Source organism: Pseudovibrio sp. Ad13 (assembly GCF_001623225.1).
Taxonomy (GTDB): domain Bacteria; phylum Pseudomonadota; class Alphaproteobacteria; order Rhizobiales; family Stappiaceae; genus Pseudovibrio.
This window is the reverse complement of the sequence record NZ_LMCC01000011.1, coordinates 110,794-131,943: the sequence shown is the minus strand read 5'-3', so window position 1 is coordinate 131,943 and position 21,150 is coordinate 110,794. Positions and strand designations below refer to the sequence as shown.

16 protein-coding genes are annotated in these 21,150 nt (G+C 51.4%); 13 read left to right on the top strand and 3 right to left on the bottom strand.

Annotated elements, in window-relative coordinates; genetic code table 11:
* Positions 1-284: 284 nt before the first annotated feature.
* Positions 285-785: a hypothetical protein gene (locus PsAD13_RS12755; protein WP_208980737.1), complete on the top strand. Its 501-nt coding sequence runs from the start codon at positions 285-287 to the stop codon at positions 783-785.
* Positions 786-830: 45 nt separating this feature from the next.
* Here the strand turns inward: PsAD13_RS12755 and PsAD13_RS12750 are convergent, their stop codons facing one another.
* On the bottom strand, positions 831-2,330 hold the full coding sequence (locus PsAD13_RS12750) for a CoA-acylating methylmalonate-semialdehyde dehydrogenase (protein WP_057465938.1): 1,500 nt from the start codon (positions 2,328-2,330) through the stop codon (positions 831-833).
* Between the two features lie 190 nt (positions 2,331-2,520).
* Between PsAD13_RS12750 and PsAD13_RS12745 the strand changes: the two genes are divergently transcribed.
* Complete coding sequence (locus PsAD13_RS12745; protein ID WP_063288218.1) at positions 2,521-3,411, top strand: LysR family transcriptional regulator; 891 nt, start codon at positions 2,521-2,523, stop codon at positions 3,409-3,411.
* 112 nt (positions 3,412-3,523) lie between these two features.
* Positions 3,524-4,363 (top strand): hypothetical protein, encoded by an 840-nt coding sequence (locus tag PsAD13_RS12740; RefSeq protein WP_063318388.1) that lies wholly within the window; start codon positions 3,524-3,526, stop codon positions 4,361-4,363.
* An 86-nt stretch (positions 4,364-4,449) separates the two neighbouring features.
* Here the strand turns inward: PsAD13_RS12740 and PsAD13_RS12735 are convergent, their stop codons facing one another.
* Complete coding sequence (locus tag PsAD13_RS12735; protein WP_063318387.1) at positions 4,450-5,961, bottom strand: phosphomannomutase/phosphoglucomutase; 1,512 nt, start codon at positions 5,959-5,961, stop codon at positions 4,450-4,452.
* A gap of 109 nt (positions 5,962-6,070) precedes the next feature.
* On the bottom strand, positions 6,071-7,474 hold the full coding sequence (locus PsAD13_RS12730; RefSeq protein ID WP_063318386.1) for a mannose-1-phosphate guanylyltransferase/mannose-6-phosphate isomerase: 1,404 nt from the start codon (positions 7,472-7,474) through the stop codon (positions 6,071-6,073).
* Between the two features lie 236 nt (positions 7,475-7,710).
* Here PsAD13_RS12730 and PsAD13_RS12725 point away from each other — a divergent pair, with 236 nt between their 5' ends.
* From PsAD13_RS12725 to PsAD13_RS12680, 10 genes are all read left to right on the top strand, one after another.
* Entirely contained in the window at positions 7,711-9,024 is a 1,314-nt protein-coding gene (locus PsAD13_RS12725) for an acetylornithine deacetylase/succinyl-diaminopimelate desuccinylase family protein (protein WP_063307170.1), read from the top strand.
* 20 nt (positions 9,025-9,044) lie between these two features.
* Positions 9,045-10,556, top strand: a complete 1,512-nt coding sequence (locus tag PsAD13_RS12720) for an ABC transporter substrate-binding protein (RefSeq protein ID WP_063318385.1) — start codon at positions 9,045-9,047, stop codon at positions 10,554-10,556.
* A 197-nt stretch (positions 10,557-10,753) separates the two neighbouring features.
* On the top strand, positions 10,754-11,701 hold the full coding sequence (locus PsAD13_RS12715) for an ABC transporter permease (protein WP_063307168.1): 948 nt from the start codon (positions 10,754-10,756) through the stop codon (positions 11,699-11,701).
* Positions 11,698-12,582, top strand: coding sequence for an ABC transporter permease (locus PsAD13_RS12710; RefSeq protein ID WP_063307167.1), 885 nt, complete (start codon positions 11,698-11,700; stop codon positions 12,580-12,582). Before PsAD13_RS12715 ends, PsAD13_RS12710 begins: the two co-directional genes overlap by 4 nt.
* Positions 12,579-14,216 carry a dipeptide ABC transporter ATP-binding protein gene (locus tag PsAD13_RS12705; protein ID WP_063307166.1) on the top strand — a complete coding sequence of 546 codons (1,638 nt, stop codon included), beginning with the start codon at positions 12,579-12,581 and terminating at the stop codon, positions 14,214-14,216. The genes PsAD13_RS12710 and PsAD13_RS12705 overlap by 4 nt, the downstream gene beginning before the upstream one ends.
* Positions 14,217-14,288: 72 nt before the next feature.
* The gene (locus PsAD13_RS12700) at positions 14,289-14,987 is read left to right on the top strand and encodes a class II aldolase/adducin family protein (protein ID WP_057465928.1); all 699 of its coding nucleotides are present in this window, start codon (positions 14,289-14,291) and stop codon (positions 14,985-14,987) included.
* Positions 14,988-15,054: 67 nt separating this feature from the next.
* Positions 15,055-15,987, top strand: a complete 933-nt coding sequence (locus tag PsAD13_RS12695) for an ROK family protein (protein ID WP_063288210.1) — start codon at positions 15,055-15,057, stop codon at positions 15,985-15,987.
* 72 nt (positions 15,988-16,059) lie between these two features.
* Positions 16,060-17,214, top strand: coding sequence for an acetylornithine deacetylase (gene argE / locus PsAD13_RS12690; RefSeq protein WP_063301882.1), 1,155 nt, complete (start codon positions 16,060-16,062; stop codon positions 17,212-17,214).
* 287 nt (positions 17,215-17,501) lie between these two features.
* A complete protein-coding gene (locus PsAD13_RS12685; protein ID WP_063318384.1) occupies positions 17,502-19,664 on the top strand; it encodes an anthranilate synthase component I in 2,163 nt (720 codons plus the stop codon).
* 404 nt (positions 19,665-20,068) lie between these two features.
* Complete coding sequence (locus PsAD13_RS12680) at positions 20,069-21,088, top strand: ABC transporter substrate-binding protein (RefSeq protein ID WP_063318383.1); 1,020 nt, start codon at positions 20,069-20,071, stop codon at positions 21,086-21,088.
* The last annotated feature ends 62 nt before the right edge of the window (positions 21,089-21,150 follow it).

Genomic DNA, 21,150 nt, shown 5'->3' with positions numbered 1-21,150 from the left:
CAACAAACTCAGAGGCGAAGCCCCCCCAATTTGTATGGGACATAAGCGCACAGGTGCGCATATTGAGAGACCATAGGTGCCCCGCAGAGCGTTGCTTCGCCGAGGTTTACGGGGTTTTACCGAAGAGCTGCCACGATAAAAATCAAAATGACTCATGGATCCCCGAGTTTTCGGGAATATTAACTGCTTTCCGCTAAGGTCCCCGAGTTCTCTTATAGCTCTCAGCCTACATCGAACTAACGAGTTGATATTGCTGAATAACAACAAAAAGGAGAGAACCTGCCATGTTTTGCTCTTTTCGCCGTCTGTGTCTGGCGGCAATTTGGGGCCTGGGCCTTGCCTCCTCATCTTTTGCCTCTGAAAAAGCTGGATTTACTGCAGAACGGGATGATGTGATTCCGCCATTGGACATTTTCAAGACGATGGCAAGTGATCTGGAGCCTGAGGGCTGGATCACCTTCCAGACTCTGGACAACAAGCAGATCATCAACTTTGCCCCCATCATGTCACTGCGCTGCAGGCTGAAAGAAATTAAGTATTCGATTGACTCCAAGGATCTGGATAAGAGCTTTCCTATTCCTGATTGCGATCCTGAATACCCCTTCCGTGTCGAAGCGCAGAGCATTCATAAGCCGTACGTCATGGAGTTCCCTGGTGGGACAGTGCAAGCCCTTGCAGTGCAACTGACGTGGGATGACGGAAGCACTAGCAACACTGTCTATTATGAACCCTGCCGCGCGGTTGGTGCCGCGCCTTGCGCCTATCCTCTTGGTAGCAACGAATAAAAAAGGCGCTCAAAAGAGCGCCTTTCAAACTGTTAACCCGCAGGCTTAGCCCATTGTTGGGATAGAGAATTCTGCACCTTCCTTCACACCTGAAGGCCAGCGGGATGTCACTGTCTTGGTGCGGGTGTAGAACTTGAAGCCATCTGGGCCGTGCTGGTTCAGATCGCCGAAGCCAGAACGCTTCCAGCCACCAAAGGTGTGGTATGCGAGCGGCACAGGGATTGGAACGTTGATGCCGACCATGCCGATGTTGATGCGGCTTGCAAAGTCACGTGCAGTGTCACCATCACGGGTGTAGATTGCTGTGCCGTTGCCGTACTCATGATCCATTGGCAGGCTCAGAGCTTCTTCATAGGTTTCTGCGCGTACAACAGTCAGAACCGGACCAAAGATTTCTTCTTTGTAGATGTCCATGTCTTTGGTTGCGTTGTCGAACAGGCAAGGACCAACGAAGTTACCGTTTTCATAGCCCTGCAATTTGAAGTCACGTCCGTCAACAACAAGCTTAGCACCCTGCTCAACACCGGAGTTCACCAGACCGAGGATGCGCTCACGTGCCTGTGGGGTGATGACCGGACCGAAGTCAACGTCGTCGCCTGCAGTGTAAGGGCCAACTTTGAGAGCTTCAACGCGTGGGATGAGCTTCTCGATGAGGCGGTCTGCAGTTTCCTGACCAACAGGAACAGCAACGGAGATCGCCATGCAGCGTTCGCCAGCAGCACCAAAGCCTGCGCCAACCAGAGCGTCAGCAGCCTGATCCAGATCAGCATCCGGCATGATGAGCATGTGGTTTTTCGCGCCGCCGAAGCACTGAACGCGCTTACCGGAAGCTGTACCGCGGGTGTAAACGTACTCAGCAATCGCGGTAGAACCAACGAAGCCAACAGCCTGAATGATTGGATCATCAAGGATCGCGTCTACGGATTCTTTGTCGCCGTTCACAACGTTCAGAACGCCGTCTGGCAGGCCAGCTTCCTGCATCAGCTCAGCGAGCATCATAGGCACGGAAGGGTTACGCTCGGATGGTTTGAGGATGAAGGAGTTACCAGCTGCGATCGCAACACAGAACTTCCACATCGGGATCATTGCAGGGAAGTTGAATGGCGTGATGCCAGCAACAACGCCCAGTGGCTGACGCATGGAGTACATGTCGATGCCAGGACCTGCGCCCTCGGTGAATTCACCCTTCATCATGTGTGGTGCGCCGATGCAGAATTCTGCAACTTCCAGACCACGGATCACGTCGCCTTTCGCGTCCGGGTGTGTTTTACCGTGCTCAGCAGACAGCTTGGATGCCAGCTTGTCCATGTCGCGGTGAAGCAAAGTCACGAACTTCATCATTACGCGAGCGCGGCGCTGTGGGTTGGTTGCTGCCCATGCTGGCTGCGCTTTTTCAGCGACGGCGACAGCTTCCTGCATTTCTGCTGCAGTTGCCAGAGCAACCTTTGCAGTTACTTCGCCGGTTGCAGGATTGAAAACGTCTGCAGTGCGGCCGGACTTGCCAGCAACGCGCTTACCATTGATAAAATGACCGATCTCTTCCATGAGGTCCTCCCTCTCCAGGTCTATTCTTGCGGCCTGCAAACACATGCGTTTTACAGGTCTGCGAGCGAATTTCTTTATGCCCCTAGCATGAACTATATTTTTCGCATATCAATGAGATAATATCCGAAACCGTTGTGCAAAAATTAAAGCACGATCCGTGCAGCATGTGGACTGGGAGCGATCAAAAATCATGAACTGGGATGATGCAAGAGTGTTTCTTGCTGTGGCGCGCTCCGGACAGATTTTGGGCGCTGCACAGCGCCTTGGCCTCAACCATGCAACGGTTGCCCGCCGCCTTTCCGCGCTTGAAACTGCTCTGCAGGCCAAGCTCATTGATCGGCGCACCACGGGATGTGCGTTGACCAGCGAAGGTGAGCGGTTCTTCGAGTTTGCTGAATCGATGGAAACGGAGATGCTTTCCGCCCGCGCGGAGATCGGCGGGACGGATGTAGAGCTTTCCGGTGCTGTGCGCATTGGTGCACCCGATGGCTTCGGGGTGGCTTTTCTGGCGCCGCGTCTGGGTGCACTGAATGAGCGTTATCCTGATCTCACGCTTCAGCTGGTGCCGCTGCACCGGGCTTTCTCTCTCTCCAAGCGCGAAGCTGATCTGGCAGTTACGGTTGGTCAGCCTGAACATGGACGTCTGGTGAGCCGCAAGTTGACTGACTACTCATTGGGTCTTTATGCCTCTCGCGCTTATGCTGAACGCTACGGGCTGCCGGAGAACGAAGAAGAGCTGAAAGAGCATCGCCTGATTGGCTATGTGGACGATCTGATCTTTGCCTCTTCGCTCAACTACTCCGCAGAGTTTTCCAAGGACTGGCAGTCTCGCCTGGAATGTGCCAGCGCACTCGGCCAGACCGAAGCTGTGCGGGCAGGCAGCGGGATCGGAATCCTTCACGGGTTCATTGCAGATGGCAATGATGATTTCGTTCCAGTGCTTCCCAAACGTCGTATTTCGCGCAGCTACTACCTTGTTACCCATGAAAGCGCACGACACCTGCGCCGCATTAAAGCGGTTTCTGATTTCATTGGTGATTTGGTAAAACAGGAGAAAGATCTCTTTAGAAATCATCTGTAACGCTTTGAATTAGAATCCGAATTAAGCCTTTAAAATTATAAATTGTCATTTTTGATAATTTATAATATACAGTGCGCATCACTTCCCGACTATAACTTGAAGGCAAAATGAGATGATTGGTAAGCTTGCGGAGTTCGTTGGCGTTCCTATGATTGTTGTCGCGATTGTAGCGACCCTGCTTTACTTTGATTTTGGCGGATCCCTCACACAGGAAAGCCATGCAGCTGATGGCAAAGATCAGCAGGCTCTTCTGGATACTCTTGCACCGGATATCCCTTCCCTGCCTGTGATCAAGATTGAATTTCCGAATCTTTACAAAGACCTGCAGAGCCAGATTGAGAAAGAGATTCAATCAGGGGCAGATGAGCGCGTGCTGGCTAAGCGTCTGCATGACTTACTTTACCGCGCACTTCAAGTTTATCGCCCGCTGCTAAAATATGCTGATGACGATAAGATCATCACGGTCCTCAAGGCCAAACGTGCTCTCACCTTAAAACTGAAGAAAAGCAAAGGTGAGCTGGTTTGTGCTCAGGTTTTTTCCGGTTCCACTGGTGCGTTTCTGGACAGCTACACCGTGGTAGAGAGTGAAAGCACGCAGGAAGGGCTCGCGCTGCTCCAGTTGCTCGCGGATGCTCAGGTTAAAGCCAAGGACGATGGGCTCGTGATCCATTACATTGCAGAGCCTGCACAGAAGAAAGTGCGTGTGATTGGCAAGCCTGCGGATAAGCCGACTGATGCAGATTTGTATCTGCCTGCGAACCCGGCATTTGATGCGCTGATGAAGGTATATCCAATGGATTCCCTAAGCCGCATTTTCGCTGCTGATCCAACCGATACAAAGCTGTGTGATAGTGAGGTCCGCCTTTACGATGCTCTTGTTGGCCTGCCCGCACCACATGGCCCTGCAATGCGCAAATACATCGTGGACCTGCTCTACTTCGCTGGCTACTAACTTGCCCAAGGTAAGCAGAGAGCCTAAAACAAAAAACGCCGGCCTTTTTGGACCGGCGTTTTTTAGTCTGTTTTTTAGGTGGTGTCTTAAGCGAGTTCTGCCAGTGTCTGGTTGTAGTCACCAACCTCTGGGTTCTCGCGAAGAACTGCATCCATTGCTTTGAACATCTCGTGCAGGTGCACTTCTGAGACCGGGCTTTCAACAACAACAACCAGCTCTGGTTTGTTGGAGGATGCACGGACAAGGCCCCATGTTCCATCTTCACACACAACACGGACACCGTTCACGGTGATCAGATCAGCGATATCCTGACCAGATACCTTCGCGCCGTCAGCATGCATGGATTTGAAGCGCGCAACCACACGATCAACCACATCGTACTTGATCTCGTCCGCGCATTTGGCGGCCATGGTTGGTGAGCCCCAGGTCTTTGGCAGATCACGACGCAGATCAGCCATGCTCTTATCCGGATTGCGGTCCATCATATCCAGAATGGCAATCGCAGAGACAACACCGTCATCATATCCACGACCGATTGGCGGATTGAAGAAGTAGTGGCCGGACTTTTCAAAACCAGCAACAGCACCAAGCTCCGTTACGCGGCGCTTGATGTAGGAGTGGCCTGTTTTGAAGTAATCAGTCTTTGCACCATTGGCCTTGAGGACCGGATCGGTGTGGTACAGACCGGTTGATTTTACATCAACCACAAACTGGCTTTCCGGATGAAGGGCGGAGATATCGCGAGCCAGCATGACGCCGACTTTGTCAGCGAAGATCTCTTCGCCTTCGTTGTCGACCACACCACAGCGGTCACCATCACCATCAAAACCCAGACCGACTTCAGCGCCGGTTTCCAGCACTTTGTCACGGATCGCATGAAGCATCTTCATGTCTTCCGGGTTCGGGTTGTAGTTCGGGAAAGTGTGATCCAACTCGCAATCCAGCGGAATAACATCTACGCCCAGCGCTTCGAGAATACGCGGAGCAAACGCACCTGCCGTGCCGTTGCCACATGCGACGACAGCTTTGATTGGACGCTTGAACTTTTCGCGTTCTGTGAGGTCTGCGATGTAACGGTCAGTCAAATCAGGATGGTATTCGTAAGCTCCGCCACCACGCAGGTCACTGGCGCCTTCCAAAACGATCTCTTTAAGGCGGCCCATTTCTTCTGGTCCGAAGGTCAACGGGCGGTTTGCACCCATCTTCACACCAGTCCAGCCGTTGTCGTTGTGGGAAGCAGTGACCATAGCAACGCATGGCACATCCAGATCGAACTGAGCGTAATAAGCCATTGGAGACATAGCGAGGCCAATGTCGTGCACTTTGATGCCTGCAGACATCAGGCCGGTGACCAGTGCCATCTTGATGGATGCGGAGTAGCCGCGGAAGTCGTGACCAGTAACGATCTCAGGACGTACGCCAAGTTCATGAATGAGGGTTCCAAGTCCCTCGCCCAACGCCTGAATGCCCTTCAGGTTGATCTCTTTTTCAAAGAGCCAGCGTGCATCGTACTCGCGAAAACCGGTCGGCTTGACCAACGGTGTCGTTTCATAGGCCAAGGTGTTTGGCGTTAGCTGTGAAACCGGCTTAACTGACATAATTTCTCCTAGACAAGCTTCAGGTCACTGGTAATGCAGAGACGTGACGCTTTTATCAAACTCCGTTTGGTTGTGAGACGTTTCTCACCCAACGGTTTTCAAATTCACGTTATACTCGCAGGATATCATCCTCGGCAATGTATGCGCCGGACTGGACTTCGATCATGCGAACCGGGATTTTTCCCGGGTTTTGTAGTTTGTGCCTTGCGCCAAGCGGGACAAACACGGACTGATTTTCTGAAATCAGCTCATCTTTCCCATCAATGGTCACTTCCAGCGTGCCACTTACAACAACCCAGTGCTCTGCACGGTGGATGTGGCGCTGCAAGGTCAGCCCCTTGCCGGGCTCAATCATCATGGACTGGACGCGGAAGCGCTCACCTTCAGAGATGCGCTCGCTCCAGCCCCATGGACGGTATACACGGCGGTGCTGTACGGTTTCCGGCCTATTGGCCTTGTCCAGCTGCTCCACCACCTTCTTCACGTCCTGTGCCTTATCTTTTGCGGCAACCAGAAGCGCATCCTTGGTGTTGACGACCACAACGTCTTCAAGCCCTACAACACTGACAAGGGCATCTTCAGAATAAACGAGGCAATTTTTGGACTGTTCGAAGATCGCTTCGCCCAAAGCGGAGTTACCCTCATCATTCTTCGCCATAGACTCCCAAATAGCAGGCCATGATCCAAGATCGCTCCACCCCGGATCAGTTGGAACGCAGGCGACGTTCACTTCATTTTCCATAATTGCATAGTCGAAGGAGATGTTGCGCACCTGAGCGAAGGCTTCTTCTTCAAGCCGCAGGAAGTCCAGATCGCGTCGTGCGTTATTGGAGGCCTTAGCAACTTGCTCCCAGATGTCAGGCGCGTGTTTTAAGAAGGCGTCGCGCATGGCAGCTGCGGAGTACATGAAGATGCCAGCATTCCAAAGGTAGTTGCCGTCTTTAAGGAACTCTTCAGCCGTTGCCAGATCCGGTTTCTCGACAAAGGCATCAACTTTGCGGACAGATGCCGCCCCCTCGCAGAGTTTGATATAACCGTATCCGGTGTTGGGTTCACTTGGCTCAATACCAAATGTGACGATCTGACCAGCTTCAGCAGCTGCATGAGCGGCATCGACAGCACACAAGAACTCCTTGTCATCAGCGACCAGATGGTCCGATGGTAACAGGAGGACAATTGCGTTTTTATCTGTTTCAAGCGCCATGAGTGCAGCAAGAGCAGCGGGAGCAGCCGTGTTTCGTCCGCATGGCTCTAATACTATAGCTTGTGGCTCTATCCCAAGTTCGGCCATTTGCTCACCGATCAGGAAGCGATGGTCTTGATTTGAGATAACCAGCGGTGCACGGAACTGCTGGGAGCTGACACGCTCACATGTCTTTTGAAAGAGACTTTGACCTGAAAAGATTGGCAAGAATTGTTTTGGCCTTTCTCTACGGGACAGAGGCCAGAGGCGAGATCCAAACCCACCCGACAGAATCACAGGTGTGATTTTGCTTATGCTATTGCCAGTCATATTTTCAGGATCACTTTCAAACAAACGAATAGACTATTCGTAAACTTAGATGCTGTAGCCCAAAACCCTCAAAACACGTGGAGTTTCAGTGTTCCACACATTCTCTCGAAAATAATTAAGGCTTTTTACCAGTCTGCGCGCTCCGAGATACTCCATTATTTTTCAGGGGTATTCAGTCGATTTGGGAACGGTCACGATATCATTTAATTCATTTAAGCATTTGTTCTGGGGGGAAGATGCGGGAGGAATTAAGCCAATCCGTTGAGCGGAAAGTGGATGAGCTTGTTGCGCTCACTCGTGACCTGATAGCTTTTCCGACAATCAATCCTCCCGGAGAAGCTTATCGTCCCTGTGCAGAGTTCATCGGCGAGCGCTTGAAGCGTAAAGGCTTTGCTGTCGAGTATGTCAGAGGAGAGAGCACCCCCGGAGACTCTGACCGTTACCCGCGTATCAATGTCATTTGTCGCTATGAAGGTCGCGGTCCCGGCCCTTGTGTCCACTTCAACTCCCATATTGATGTTGTCGAGGTGGGGTATGGCTGGACGGTTGATCCCTTTGCTGGCGTGGTAAAAGACGGAAAGGTCTTTGGGCGCGGTGCCTGTGATATGAAAGGCGGTCTGGCCTCTTCCATAATCGCGGCAGAGAGTCTGATTGAATGTTTCCCTGAGTTTTGTGGTGCCATCGAGATATCAGGAACGGTTGATGAGGAATCCGGCGGCCTTGGCGGTGTGGCTTATCTTGCCAGACATGGCTACTTTTCCAAACCGCGTGTCGACCATGTGATCATCCCTGAACCTTTGCACAAAGATCAGGTTTGTCTTGGGCACCGAGGGGTATGGTGGAGTGAAATTGAGACGCGCGGCTCGATTGCTCACGGCTCAATGCCGTTTTTGGGTGACAGCGCAATTCGTCACATGAGTGCTTTCCTGAATGTGCTGGAAAACGAGCTTTACCCTGCGCTCAGCAAAAAACAAACACAAATGCCGGTTATTCCTCCGGGCGCCCGATCATCCACGTTAAATATCAATTCTTTACATGGTGGGCAGGATGAAGGACACGATGGTCTTCCCTCCCCTTGCGTTGCAGATAGTTGCCGCATCATACTGGATCGTCGATTCCTGATTGAGGAGCCGCTGGAGGATGTGAAACAAGAGATAGTTGAAATATTAGAAAATCTGCGTAAAACACGTAGAAATTTCGAATATGAACTTAAGGATCTCCTTGAAGTTCTCCCCGTGATGGCAGAGAAGGACTCCCCAGTCGCTCGCGCTGTTGCAGGCGGAATTAAAGACGTGCTTCAAAAGGATGCATCATATGTTGTCTCTCCGGGGACTTATGATCAGAAGCACATAACACGATTGGGCCACTTGCACGATTGTATTGCGTATGGTCCAGGCAAACTTGAAATGGCGCATAGGCCGGACGAATTTGTTGGAATTGAGGATCTCGTTGACAGCGCCAAAGTGATGGCACTGGCCGCGTACTCTCTTTTGACGGAGCCTGATGCAAGACCAATAACAAGAACACTGTCTGATCACGTGCACTCTTAAAGTATAAGGGACGGAATGGAATGCATGCAAAGTCATTAAAAAGCCGGCTGCTTTGCCTTGCCGGAGGCGCGGCCCTCGTCCTTGCTGCACTAACAGGTGCGCACGGTTCTGCTGAAGCCAAATCTTCCCTGTCTTTGGGAATGGTACTCGAACCACCGCATCTTGATGCAACTGCAGGGGCTGCAGCTGCTATCGATGAAGTGGTCTATCAAAACGTTTTTCAAGGCCTGACACGTATCGGGCCAGACGGAAGTGTTCTGCCCTCTCTCGCCAAATCGTGGGATGTGAGCGAAGATGGCATGACCTATCGCTTCCATTTGCAGACGAGTGTCCTCTTTCATGATGGAACGCCGTTTTCTGCCGATGACGTAAAGTTTTCCTTGGATCGTGCTCGCGCTGAAGGCAGCGTAAATGCCCAGAAGCCGCTCTTTGCAGCGATCTCTGATGTGGTTGTCGTAGATCCGCAAACCGTTGACATCAAGCTCACTACGCCAAGCGGAAATCTTGCTTACAATCTGGCTTGGGGCGATGCGGTAATTGTATCTCCTAAAACGGCTGAGACGAACAAGACGCAGCCTGTGGGCACCGGACCGTTCAAGTTTGACCGTTGGATGAAGGGGCAGGAAATTCGGATTTCCCGTTTCGACCAGTATTGGGGTGAACAACCGAAGCTGGATAAAGCCTCTTTCCGTTTCATCTCTGATCCCAATGCCGCCTTTGCTGCAATGATCTCTGGCGATCTGGATGCGTTCCCGACATTTTCCGCTCCAGAAACCATTATTCAGTTTCAAGCGGACCCACGCTTTGAAGTTGCTATTGGCACGACTGAGGGTGAAACCATCCTTGCGATGAACAACACTCGCGACCCGCTCAAGAACAAGCTCGTGCGTCAGGCAATCTCGCATGCGGTCAATAAGCAAGCCTTGATTGACGGGGCAATGTTTGGACTTGGTACGCCAATTGGAACGCACTTTGCTCCGCACCATCCCGCTTATAATGATCTGACAGGGCTTTACCCTTATGATCCGGCAAAAGCGAAAGAGCTTCTTGCCAAAGCTGGGTATCCAGATGGCTTCAGCGCAACGCTGAAACTGCCACCACCGACCTATGCCCGTCGTGGTGGTGAGCTGATTGCCTCCGATCTGAAGAAGATCGGCATTGATTTGAAGATCGTGCCTGTTGAATGGGCGCAGTGGCTTTCCGAGGTCTTCAAGGAAACCAATTACGATTTCACAATCGTTTCTCATGTTGAGCCGATGGATATTGGTATCTATGCGCGCGATAAGTACTACTTCAACTACAACAGTGATGCTTTCAAACAACTGATTGAAGAGCTGAATGTGACTGTTGACGAAGAGAAGCGGTATGAGCTTTTGAAGCAGGCACAGCAAGTCATCTCCGAGGATGCTGTGAACGTCTACCTGTTCCAGTTGGCGAAATCTGCTGTGTGGAATGCCAATGTGAAGGGGCTTTGGCGAAACTCCCCTACACCGGGTAACGATCTGTCGCAGGTCTATTGGGCGAATAACTAAAAACACATAGCAAATACACGTAGATATTTGCACAGGACTGCGGTTGCAACCGCAATCGCAGTCCTTCTCAATTGCTATTCCAAATTATATGGTTTAAGCGGTTGCCAAACTGACAGTTACTTTAGGGGTAACCCTTTTCTCTCATTGTGCAATTTGCTTGTGCAACGCAAGTTTGATTGGTTTAGCGGATTTGTCCGATGCTCTGGTTTGCGTTCCTTCGTCTCATAGGCTTACTGACAACTCTCCTGGCCGCAAGCCTCGTCATCTTCGTTGTGCTTGAGGTTATTCCCGGTGATCCGGCTGAAGTGATGCTTGGGCTGAATGCGCAGCCTGACACACTCGCAGCTCTGCGCGCTGAACTTGGCCTCAACGCTCCTTTATCCACCCGCTATGTGAACTGGTTACTGGGCATGTTGCGGGGTGAATTTGGTGTGAGCTACACATATTCAGTTCCGGTTTCTGAACTGATCGGCGAACGCATTCAGGTCAGCCTTCCGCTTGCAACTGGCGCACTGATCCTCTCGACAATCATTGCTATACCGATCGGCGTTTACTCTGCCCGCTATCATGGCAAGGTCATCGACACAGGTATTATGTCCATTGCCCAGATCGGCATTGCTATCCCAAACTTCTGGATTGCCATTTTGCTGGTTTACGTGTTTGCGATCGTGCTGCGGGTTTTACCATCTGGTGGTTTCCCGGGTTGGGATGTGAGCTTCTTCGGCTCATTGCAGGCGCTCTTGTTGCCCGTTATCGCGCTGGCTCTCCCCCAAGCGAGTATTCTGGCCCGCGTGATGCGCTCAGCCTTGCTGGATGTTTTGCATGAAGATTATATCCGCACAGCGCGTGCCAAAGGGCTCTCCAACAAAGCCACGCTTTGGAGACACGGCGTACGCAATGCTCTTATTCCGGTCCTGACTATTCTGGGTCTTCAGTTCTCTTTCCTGATCGCAGGTACGGTGATTATTGAAAACCTCTTTTACCTACCAGGCCTAGGGCGTCTGATTTTCCAAGGCATTACTCAGCGCGATCTGATCGTAGTGAAGAGCAGTGTCATGTTGCTCGTTGCTCTTACAATCTTTGTGACATTCCTTGTCGACATCGCCTACGCAGCCATTGATCCGAGACTGAGGCGACGTGCATGAATCAGGAACTCCCAAGTTATCCGCCGCTTGCCAGTTTTGACGAAATCTCCATCTGGAAGAAAGCCTTTCACAGTCGTTCTTTCGTTATCGGGGCAGTGCTTGCTCTCGTTATTCTCATTGCCGGGGTTACTTCCGTCTTCTGGACACCCTATGCCATCGATGTTCTGGATGTTTCCAAGCGTCTTAAGCCGATGAGTTCTGAATTCTGGTTTGGGACGGATCAGTATGGTCGCGATATCTTCTCCATGCTGATGGTTGGCGCCCGCACCTCCATTATTGTAGCGCTGATTGCCGTTGGCATCGGCATGCTGATTGGCGTGCCATTGGGACTACTGGCAGCGGCCCAAAAGGGTTTTCTGGAAGAACTGGTGATGCGCACCAATGATCTGATTTTCGCATTTCCGTCTCTGCTCTCCGCCGTGCTCATCACATCCATTTTTGGACCAGGAACAATCAACGCTGTAATTGCGATTGGCATCTTCAATATTCCGGTTTTTGCCCGCGTTGCTCGCGGTGGCGCCTTGTCTCTTTCAGGACGCGAGTTTTTGCTTGCCGCCCGCATTTCCGGCAAGAGCTCGTTTTTGATCACTCTGGAACACGTTATTCCGAACATTGCTAATTTGTTGATCGTGCAGGCAACCATTCAGCTTTCTCTTGCAATCCTTTCAGAGGCAGGCCTCTCCTATCTTGGTTTGGGGACGCAACCACCCATGGCGAGTTGGGGCCGCATGTTGTACGAGGCCCAGACCATGGTTGCCTTTGCACCACAACTGGCGCTTTATCCGGGATTTGCGATTATCTTTTCCGTTCTTGGTTTTAACCTGCTTGGCGATGGGCTTAGGGATTTGCTGGATCCCAAGATGCGGAGGAGAGTTGCGTGACCTCTGTTTTTTCCACCACTGACCTTTGCGTTTCCATTTCTGGCAAGCCGATCCTGCGCAATGTGAGTTTTGACCTTGAGCAGGGCAAAATTCTCGGTCTCGTCGGCGAAAGTGGCTCCGGTAAATCCATGAGTGCGCTCTCAGCAATGCAGCTTTTACCAGAGGGTGCTCATCAGATTGGCGATCTGATGTTTGAGGGCAAGAACCTCACGCGCGCTACAGATACAGAGATGACCCATGTACGTGGCAAAGACATCTCTATGGTCTTTCAGGAGCCGCTGACCGCTCTCAACCCAACCCGCACCATTGGCGAGCAAGTTGCTGAAGGCCTTCGCTGGCACCAGGGTCTTACGCGCAAGGAAGCGATGGACCAGACCATCGATGTTCTGGAACGGGTTGGTCTTGGTCTTGAATATGGTTTGATTGATCGTTTCCCTCACCAGCTTTCCGGCGGACAGAGGCAGCGCGTTGTCATCGCCATTGCCATCGCCTGTAAGCCCAAGGTGTTGATTGCTGATGAGCCGACCACCGCACTTGATGTGACGGTTCAGGCGCAGATCCTGACATTGCTAAAAGACATCGTGCGCAAAGAACAGATGGCCATGCTGCTCATTTCGCACGATCTGGCAGTTGTTGCTGACATGGCGGACACTGTTGCGATTATGAAAGACGGGGTGATTGTTGAGCGCGGCCCGACTTGCGAGCTGTTCGACAACCTTTCTCACCCCTATTCCAAGAAGCTGTTTGAAGCCTCCAACCACGTACCTGTTCCACGGCAAGAGCCAGTTGACGAGGTCACACAGCCACTCTTGCAGGTGAGCAATGTGCTGCGGGAATATCCTCTCCCTCGCGCCAGCATCTTCACACGCAGACAGTGGCACCGAGCCGTGCAACATGTCTCCTTCCACGTCGCCCCGCGTCAGAGCATGGGTCTGGTGGGTGAAAGTGGATGCGGTAAATCCACCCTTGCACGCACTATTTTGGGACTGACGCCTCCGAACGCTGGTCATATCCAGTTTCTTGGCAAAGACCCCTACTCGGTTTCACGAAAAGACCGTCAGGATTTGCAGCTGGGTATTCAAGCCGTGTTCCAGGATCCTTATGGAAGCTTTGATCCGCGGCATACGGTTGAACGTACCGTGGGTGAGCCTTTGCACCTCATGCGCAACGAACTGTCTCGTTCTCAACGTAAAAAACGCGTTCATGAGGTTTTGGAAAGCGTGGGGCTTTCTTCTGCAGATGCCAACAAATATCCGCACGAATTTTCTGGCGGACAACGGCAGCGTATCGCGATTGCGCGTGCGCTGGTCACCAATCCAAGCCTGATCGTCGCGGATGAACCCGTTTCTGCGCTTGATGTTTCCATCAGAGCACAAATTCTGGATCTCTTTGCAGATTTGCGTGATCGGCTAGGTATGGCTTATCTGTTCATTTCACACGATCTGTCTGTTGTGCAGGCTATCACTGACCGGGTGATTGTGATGAACGCTGGCCGGATTGTTGAAGAAGGTCCAACCGGAGAAGTCTTTTCCAATCCCAAACATCCTTACACACGTATCCTTGTTTCTGCGGCACCAGACCTCAACGAAGCCTTGCGCAGGCGCAGAGAAAAAGAGAACAAAGATACGCATTGAGCGCTATTGCCTGAAGCAAACCAATGCAGCTAGCCTTGCATTTGCTCAGGCTACAGCAATCGGAGACATGTTATGACAACAGCTGAGAACCAGCTTCGCCGGGAAGTTATAAGAACGGCGCGTGCTTTACAAAGCACTGGTTTGACACATGGAACCTCCGGCAACGTGAGCGCCCGATATGAAAACGGTATGCTCATCACCCCTTCTGGCATTCCTTACGAAGACCTGGAGATCAAGAAGATTGTCTTCATGGATCTTGAAGGCGGATACTTTGGGGATTACTTGCCTTCGTCCGAGTGGCGCATGCATATGGACATCTACCGGAACTACAAAGAAGCAGAGGCGGTTGTTCACTGTCATTCAGCCAGAGCGACTGCGCTTTCAACCCATAACAAAGGCATTCCGGCCTTTCATTATATGGTAGCTATTGCTGGCGGTGATCAGATCAAATGCGCAGATTACGCCACGTTCGGAACCAAAGCCCTATCTCAAGCAATGATCAATGCGCTAGAAGACCGGAAGGCTTGCCTTTTGGCACATCATGGACAAATTACTTTTGGCCCTTCACTGCACAAGGCGTTTGGGCTTGCCGGTGAAGTGGAAGCCTTGGCTGATCAGTATTTATCTGCGCTGGTTCTGGGAGAACCTGCACCTCTTTCTCCAACTGAGATGAAAGAGATTTTGAGAAAATTTAAAAGCTACGGCAAACAGCTGGATGCATTGGATGGAAACGACGCGGGTGCTTTTGAAATGCCCCAGCGACGTGACTAATCCAGAAAAGAACAAAGAATACAGAGGCGAATGCCTTTTATGATTGTAATGGGGGAATGACTGGAACATGCGAATTGGACTTGACTGGGGTGGTACTAAAATTGAAGCGCTGGCACTTTCTAACGAAGGTGAAGAACTGTTTCGCAAACGTGTTCCAACTCCCAAGAACGATTATCAGGGTTGCGTAGAAGCTGTTATCGGACTGGTTGCTGCAACGGAGGCAGCCACTGGCGAAGTCGGCACAGTGGGCATTGGCATTCCGGGCTCTATCTCACCAAGCACAGGGCTGGTTAAGAACGCAAACTCCACTTGGATGAACGGCAAACCTCTCGATAAAGATCTTACAGATGCACTTGGCCGTGAAGTGCGCATTCAAAACGATGCCAATTGCATGGCGGTTTCTGAAGCCATTGATGGAGCGGGTGCAGGATGCGGAGTTGTTCACGGCATCATCATTGGCACTGGCTGTGGCTCAGGCATTGCGATTAATGGACGCCCCCATAAAGGCGCTAACGGCATTGGCGGCGAATGGGGCAACGTTACTGTGCCTTGGATGCAGGAAGGCGAGTTCCCAGGTCCGCTCAATTGGACCGGACACCACGGCACGATTGACCTTTTGTGCTCTGGCACAGGTTTCCAGTGGGATTATGAGAATGCTACTGGAAAACCGCTGAAGGGCAGCGAGATCATTGAGTTGATGCGCTCTGGCGACGAAGCTGCCATGGGCACCTATCAGCGTTATGTAAGCCGCTTGGGCCGCGCCTTGGCGATGGCAGCCAACATTTTAGATCCGGACTGTTTTGTACTCGCTGGTGGCATGTCTAACGTGGAAGAGATTTACAAGGATCTTCCTGCTGCGATGCGTCCTTACATTTTCTCTGATGGTTATGATTTTGATATCCGTAAGGCCAAACACGGCGACAGCTCTGGTGTGCGCGGAGCGGCATGGCTGTGGGGTAAAGGCGAAACAACGCTGCGGCATGTCAACGAAAGCTCGTAAACGTACTTTTCCTTATGGATTTCTCTTTCTATAGTCAGAACTCACGATTCCGATTTCCTGAAAGAAATTTCCATGACAATGACAAGCCAAGAAGTCCTTGCAAAGCTGGTTAGCTTTGACACGGTCAGCGCAAAAACCAATCTCCCCCTGATCAAGTGGATCGAAGAGTATCTTAATGATCTGGGGGTCTCTTCTTCCATACTGCCAGACGAGACAGGTGAGAAGGCGAGCCTATTTGCGACGATCGGTGGAGATGGGACCGATGGTTACATTCTTTCAGGCCACACAGATGTGGTGCCGGTTGAAGGACAAGACTGGAGCAGTAACCCGTTCTCCCTTCGCGAAGAAGACGGTCTGCTATACGGTCGCGGTTCCTGTGACATGAAAGGCTTTGTTGCGTGCTCTCTTGCCAAAGTGCCAGAGATGCTCAAGGCATCGCTGAACAAGCCGTTCCACCTCATGTTCTCTTATGACGAAGAAACTGGCTGCACCGGTGTTCAGCCTGTGCTTCATAAGTTGGCTGGCGAAGGGTTTCAGGCGGAAGCATGTTTCGTTGGTGAGCCGACTGAAATGCAGGTTGTGGTGGCACATAAATCCAAAGCCTCATACCGTGCTGTGTTTACCGGCCTTTCCTGCCACTCGTCTCTCGCACCACAGGGCGTAAACGCCGTGCATTATGGTGCTCGCCTTGTTGCAAAACTGGAAGAGATGGCACGGGAACTGGCAGCAGGTCCTAGTGATGATCTGTTTGATTTACCGTACTCCACCGCTCACACAGGTGTCATGAAAGGTGGAACTGCACTCAACATTGTACCGGAACACTGCGAAGTGATTTTTGAGTTCCGCGTGCTGCCAACTGAAAGCCTTCAGGCTTGCATGGATGAGATCAGGCGTTATGCCACGGAGGAGCTTCTTCCTGAAATGCGCAAAGTTTCTGAAAAGGCAGATATCGAGCTCATTCCTTACTCTGAGATCCCAGGACTGGATACGGAAGTGGAAGCGGATGTGACTGTTCTGGCGAAGAAACTGGCTGGTCGCAACGACCACGCAAAAGTTGCTTATGGCACAGAAGCTGGCCTGATCCAGACCATTTTGAAAGTCCCAACCGTGGTGTGTGGCCCAGGTAGCATCGAGCAGGCTCATAAACCGGACGAGTATATCAAACAGTCCGAACTCGACAAATGCGACGGTTTCCTAGACCGCCTTATCCAGCACGCATGTGCTTAAGTTGATGATGGGGAGCTCTTCACGATGGGTTGAAGGGCTCTTCTTTTCATTGCTGGGTGCAATTTTGTTTCAGGAGTTGCACCTATGAGCTCCTTAGGTTATGAAAATCGCATGATGACTATGCAAGCACAAAACATGCTGTGGTGGTGGCGCCGGTGACGGTGGCTGAACACGCATGTCTTGTTGACCTGTAATTTCCAAGCCGCCGCATTTTCTGCAGGCGGCTTTGTTGTATCTACCGCCTCGCAAACATCGGAAACAGGTGTGCACGACCCGGAGGATTGACCATGCCGATTACGGCAGAACGGACTTATAAGAGCAAAGGCGGCGTTATCATCCGCCGTAAAAGCCGAAATGCTGATTATGCCGCTGGTACAAGCGAATGGATGGACAGACTGGACCGTCAACGCGGTGCTGTGCTTTCCTCTTCCTACGAATATCCGGGCCGCTACACGCGCTGGGATATGGCACTGGCCAACCCACCGCTGCTGATTGAATCCAACGATCGCAAGATTACCATTCAGGCGCTGAACGAGCGCGGGCGCGTGCTGATGCCTGCCGTTCATGGCGCATTGGATGGTCACGAGGATATCGCAAATTTCAATGCAGGCGAGTACCGCATTGATCTAACCATCAAGACGCCGGACAGAGCTTTTTCAGAGGAAGAGCGCTCCCGCCAGCCTTCAACCTTCTCCGTAGTGCGTACACTTGTTGATCTGTTTTCCTGTGATGACGATCAACTCGGGCTGTATGGCGCATTCGGATATGATCTGACGTTCCAATTTGAGCCGATTAATCAGAAGCTGCAACGTCCTGACGACCAGCGGGACATGGTGTTGTTTCTGCCCGATGAAATCCTGATTGTTGACCACTATGGCCGTAAAGCCCATGTGCTGGAATACGATTTTGAGTTCAACGCCAAGACGACAGACGGTCTGCCGCGTGATGGTGAAGAGACGCCCTATAAGGCTGCGACTGAAACTCCAGCGCGTGGTGACCATGAGCCGGGTGAGTACGCTGATCTGGTGCGCTCTGCAGTCGACTACTTCAAGCGCGGTGATCTCTTTGAGACCGTACCGGGTCAAGTGTTCTATGAGCCTTGCAAAAACCCACCATCTGCTGTTTCCCGACGTTTGCAGCAGATCAACCCTTCGCCTTATTCCTTTTTCATCAACCTAGGCAACGCCGAATATCTGGTTGGTGCCTCTCCTGAGATGTATGTGCGGGTGACTGGTGGTCGCCGTGTGGAGACATGCCCGATTTCCGGCACGATCCGCCGCGGCAAGAACGCGATTGAAGATGAAGCACAAATCCGCAAGCTGCTGAACTCCGCCAAAGACGAAGCAGAACTGACCATGTGTTCTGACGTGGACCGGAACGATAAGAGCCGCATCTGTGTTCCAGAGTCTGTCCGTGTGATTGGTCGTCGTCAGATCGAGATGTATTCTCGTCTGATTCATACCGTGGATCACATCGAAGGCACTCTGCTTGATGGCAAGGATGCGCTGGATGCGTTCCTTTCTCATACATGGGCTGTAACTGTTACTGGTGCGCCGAAACGTTGGGCCATGCAGTTTATCGAGGACCACGAAAGGAGTTCCCGTGCGTGGTATGGTGGTGCGATCGGTGCCGTGTTGTTTAATGGCGATATGAACACAGGTCTGACGCTGCGCACAGTTCGTATCAAAGATGGTGTGGCTCAGATCCGCGCAGGTGCGACGCTGCTTTATGACAGCATCCCAGAGGATGAAGAAGCTGAGACTGAGCTGAAAGCATCTGCGATGATTGCTGCTGTTCGCGAAGCTGGACTTGCGCTTACCTCTGAAGAGGAAGTGGTTAAGGCTAAACCGGGCAAAGGCAAAAAGATTCTACTCGTCGACCACGAAGACAGTTTCGTGCATACACTGGCAAATTACTTCCGTCAGACAGGCGCTGAGGTTGTGACTTACCGTAGTCCGGTGCTGGATGATGTCTTTGATCAGGTTCGTCCGGATCTGGTCGTATTGTCCCCTGGCCCAGGTTCTCCGAAGGACTTTGACTGCCGGGCTACCATCGAACGGGCCCGAGCACGCAAGCTGCCAATTTTTGGTGTGTGTCTTGGTCTGCAGGCGCTGACCGAAGCGTTTGGCGGTGAACTTGACCAGCTTGATGTGCCTGTGCATGGCAAGCCATCTCTTGTTTCCTTCAGTCACAGTTCCAAGCTGTTTGATGGGCTGAGTTCACCTGTCAGTGTTGGCCGTTATCACTCCTTGTTTGCTAAACGGGATGTGTTGCCAGATTGCCTTGAGGTAACCTCAGAGACCAAAGACGGTGTGATCATGGCAATTGAACACAAGAATGAGCCTATTGGCGCTGTTCAGTTCCATCCAGAGTCTATCATGTCCCTCGATCAAGACGGTGGTCACAAGATTATTGAAAATGTGATGACCAAACTTCTTACCGGTGGCTAGATCGACTCTCTGACCAAATTGAATTCATCAATTGGACTAAATTAAAGGCCGGGATTGAGCGATCACTTCCGGCCTTTCTCCTAGAATTTTGTATAGATGATTTATCTGCACGAAACCTAGAAGCATCTTTGGTCGCATTATTGTGGAACTACAGCATATAAATGCGTTGGATAGTGAAAGCGAACCTATTCAGATTGAGAATATTGCAAGTCTCATGTGCGCCGGGTTGCGTTATATGACTAATCTATGCACGATTGAAGTGATTGACGCAGTCATTTTCCATAGGGATCTATAGACTGCAAAAGATTTTTACTGCGTATCCTACCGGAAAACAGTTGCCACTTTTCAGGAATACGCTTTGATTGACGAGAGTTTGCTCTCAAGGTTCACTTAAGAGGATAAAGATGAAGGTACGCGGTATTTTAAGCGGCGTTTTGATGGGCGCAGCGGTTCTAACAGGAACGTTTGCGACTACAGCAACTGCAGCAGAGAAGATCACTGTCGGCGCCTTGCGCTTCACTTCTCATGCGGCGAATTTTGTTGCGTTTGAAAAGGGTTATTTCAACGAAGCTGGTCTGGAAGTTGAGTTCAAGTTCTTTCAAGCCGCACAACCAATGGCGCTTGCTATCGCCTCCGGCGATGTGGACTTCGGCCTTACCGCGATTTCCGGTGGCTTGATCAGTCTTGCCGATAAGGGCGCTGTGAAAGTGATTGGTGGCGCGCTACAGGAAGAAGCTGGCATTGACGGCCAGATGATCCTTGCCTCTAAAGCTGCGTTTGATGCAGGCCTGAAAACTCCTGCTGATCTAAAAGGCAAGAGCTTTGGTGTGACGACAGCAGGCTCGTCTTTCCATTACATGGCGCATAAAATTGCAGATAAAGAAGGTTTTGACCGCAAAGACATCAAGATCCGTCCGCTCCAAAAAGTTGGTGCGGTGATTGGTGCACTGAAGAGTGGTCAGATTGATGCGTGGTCTATTGTTCCCCACATCGCAAAAGGCCTTGCCAAGTCCCCACAAGTGGAAATGATCGGCAAAGTCTCTGACTATGTACCGAATTATCAGGTGACCACTGTCTTTACCTCCGCGAAGAACATTAATAGTAATCCTGAGCTGGTGAAGACCTTCCTTGGCGCCTACTCCAAAGGCGCAGCTGACTTTAACGCGGCTCTGGTGGACAAATCCGCCGGAGATGCGGCAGCTGAAGAAATGGTGAAGCTCATTCATAAGTACGTCTATGCTGATCGTCCATATGAGAAAGCTGCTCCATCCATTCGCAATGGAGCGATGCGTCTTAACGAAGGTGCTGCGCTAAACATGGCGAGTGTTGAAGACCAGCTCAACTGGTTCAAGAGCGAGAAGTTGGTACCAGCAGGTGTAACACTCGACAAGTTGGTTGATGTGAAGTTCGTCGAAACCTTCTAATCCAACTCACGCATTGCCCGCTGCGGGTGGGCAATGCCTTTTCTCATAATCCGGTTGGATTA